Origin of the sequence: Bradyrhizobium sp. CCBAU 45394 (assembly GCF_028128655.1) — a bacterium.
GTDB lineage: Bacteria > Pseudomonadota > Alphaproteobacteria > Rhizobiales > Xanthobacteraceae > Bradyrhizobium > Bradyrhizobium diazoefficiens.
This window is the reverse complement of the sequence record NZ_LBIX01000091.1, coordinates 1-2,465: the sequence shown is the minus strand read 5'-3', so window position 1 is coordinate 2,465 and position 2,465 is coordinate 1. Positions and strand designations below refer to the sequence as shown.

Genomic DNA, 2,465 nt, shown 5'->3' with positions numbered 1-2,465 from the left:
GGTCAGTCCCATAGAGCACCTCTTCTCGAATCAGGTGCCCATCAAAGAATCACGAGCGATTCTGGCAGACTCAAGTTTTTCGACTCACTGCACCTCAAAAATGTGGGTAATCGTAAGACGACGAAGACCGCCTGATTGACGCATGCGCGCGGGCACAGCGAGCTCTATGATCGGTCGAAGGTCAGTGGCCTGCTGACCCGGCGGGCTTATCGGCCTGGCGCAGGAGCTTCCATTCCCAGGGCAGAAGTTCGTGCAGGCGCGACCCGGGAAGATCGGCGATCCGGGCCAGGACCTCGGCGAGCCAGGCCTTGGGATCAACGTCGTTGAGGCGATAGGTCGTGATCATCGTCAGCATGATGGCGACACGGTCGGCGCCGCGCTGGCTACCAGCTAAGGTCTAGTTGCGCCTTCCCTGCCTCTCAATGCGCGCTCAGCGCATTAGTGAAGCAGATCTTGCCATCGTATGGGAAGTGGGCGAAGTCGTCCCAGCGCCTGAGCATGTAGTTCATAGGCTTCAGTACGTCGGAGGAGCGCGAGAGGGTTTCGCGCTCTCGCAACAACCAGGCGTGCATGTCCTGGAGAAGCGACTTGCTTTTTCCTCTGCGCTGCGCGCGGAAGTAAATCGAGGGGCAAAGATCGAGCCGCAAGCGATCTCATCAAGTGCGTTTGTGAACAGCACATCTGCGGCTCTGACGTTAAGCAGCCCATTCAGCGCATGCTAAGAGACTGTGAGGCTCAGTTCCTGCGCCATCTCAGCAGCGATTGGGAATTGATCGAGCGTCGTCAGATTCTGAAGTAAGTGCGAGATCAGGGGCATCTGCGGAGATCTTGCGTAGGGTAGGCTCTACAGATGTTGTGAGCTCCACGTCGCGGCAATACGTCATCGAAAGCACGCTCCGGGACGTGGCCCACCGCACTTAGCGCGCCAGTGATGTCGAACAAGGCTGCGCTCGCAATGATCTTCAAGCTCGAGGAGGCTGCCGCAAAAGCTGGGTCGGTCGATGGCCACAATTAGTTGCCGAAACTCTTCCCGTAAATTTCGCCGACGAATCAGCCGTCAGACCGCGAACTCAATCCACTGCCGCCTAGCCCGTTGGGGCATCAACATTCACCGATGGTTCTTCATTCCACGATAAGTCACACGTCGGATCGAAAAACAAATAATTGCGAGTCAGTTCTTCACCAGGTTGTACGTCACGCGCCGTTAAAAGTCGGCAATGATCGTCTTGATATGTGTTTGGCTGACTGCTGTGGTTCATGAAGCGGGCGTTGTCGGCATTGTACTCTATAACACCATCATTTGCCTTGTAGTCTCTTGGATAGGCATGCTTATCAAGTAGAGCTCGAAATGTTGGAGCTAGAGCTTCGTACTGCTCAGGCGTCACTGCGATGTCAACGATTGGGTTGTGAATCCATATCAGCGAACCTTTGAGCAAAAGCGTCGCGGAGAAAAGTCCAATACCGCCAAACTGGTCTGGCTTTAAAACAGTTTCGACAATCAACATTAAGGAAGTCTCCCCTAACACTCAGCAAGCTAACTGACCTGAGCCGCGAAATCTCCTGCACAAATCGGTAGGGTCGTCTAATCGCGCCTCCGTCCCGATTTGGATTTGTTTGCATTTGTTGCGGCAGCGGCTGCTGCGGATCGCCTTGTACGGGACCGCCGACTTGTCGGTGCTGGAAGGCGGCTGCAAGTCAGTGGGATTCCGAGCAAAGATCCGCGTCGATCAAGGCGGCGAGTTCCTGTCGCGCGATCGTGACCTGTAACCCTACCAGCGTGGCGATACGCTTACTTTCTCGGCCGCCGGCAAGCCAACCGACACGGATGTTGTAGACAAGCCCTATGTCGCGGAAGCCTTGCTGTGTCGGGATCGTGGCTTTGCCCGCCACCGGGACGTGAACCTCGTGTACTCCTTCTCGGCGGATTCCACGCGTGCTCGTTCCTCAGCCCTCTTCGCGGGGATGTTTTAATCATAGGCCGATCCACGCTTGGCATGGCTGGTGGGTAATCCAGCGCGCAGTTCGATGCTCCGGAACTTGCGCGCCAGCAGGGCCGGCCTGGTCCAGATGTAGTCAGTGCTCTTGGTCAGCATATGCCAGATGATCATCGCCAGCTTCCGCGCCGTCGCGACTGCCGCGATGTGCTTGCCGCGTCGTGAAGCCACGCGCTGGAAGAATGCACGCAGCGGTCCCGGCGAACGGGCTTCGACGAGCATTCCGCGAGCTTGGCCGCGCCCTGCTTGGTGATCCTGCCATGGTAGGCGGAGCCCTCGCCAGACTGCCTTACGCTCGGGTTTAGCCCCAGGTAGCTCACCAGCCTGGTCGGATCGGCAAAGCGCCGAATGTCGCCGACGGCCGCGGCCACGCCCGAAGCCACCGTCATGTCCACACCCGGGAGCGTCATCAGCCGCCGAATGATCGGATCGGACATCGCTTCACGCGCGATATCCGCCTCGACCTCCTTC

4 protein-coding genes and 1 pseudogene are annotated in these 2,465 nt (G+C 57.7%); all 5 read right to left on the bottom strand.

What is annotated here, in order from left to right:
- Window positions 1–181: 181 nt before the first annotated feature.
- Window positions 182–611, bottom strand: a pseudogene (locus WN73_RS11960) (transposase domain-containing protein); the annotation flags it as partial.
- A 474-nt stretch (window positions 612–1,085) separates the two neighbouring features.
- The gene (locus tag WN73_RS11955; RefSeq protein ID WP_271552913.1) at window positions 1,086–1,505 is read right to left on the bottom strand and encodes an SET domain-containing protein-lysine N-methyltransferase; all 420 of its coding nucleotides are present in this window, start codon (window positions 1,503–1,505) and stop codon (window positions 1,086–1,088) included.
- A 190-nt stretch (window positions 1,506–1,695) separates the two neighbouring features.
- Window positions 1,696–1,890: a hypothetical protein gene (locus tag WN73_RS11950; RefSeq protein ID WP_271552915.1), complete on the bottom strand. Its 195-nt coding sequence runs from the start codon at window positions 1,888–1,890 to the stop codon at window positions 1,696–1,698.
- Between the two features lie 77 nt (window positions 1,891–1,967).
- Window positions 1,968–2,108: a hypothetical protein gene (locus WN73_RS44560; protein WP_442870074.1), complete on the bottom strand. Its 141-nt coding sequence runs from the start codon at window positions 2,106–2,108 to the stop codon at window positions 1,968–1,970.
- On the bottom strand, window positions 2,105–2,465 hold a 361-nt coding region (locus WN73_RS11945; protein WP_442870073.1), incomplete at its 5' end, for a transposase. The genes WN73_RS44560 and WN73_RS11945, both read right to left, overlap by 4 nt.

What these genes read in the sequence shown, in the direction of transcription:
- WN73_RS44560 (WP_442870074.1), bottom strand. Translation starts at nt 2,108, where the DNA reads ATGATCATCTGGCATATGCTGACCAAGAGCACTGACTACATCTGGACC.
- WN73_RS11955 (WP_271552913.1), bottom strand. Translation starts at nt 1,505, where the DNA reads ATGTTGATTGTCGAAACTGTTTTAAAGCCAGACCAGTTTGGCGGTATT.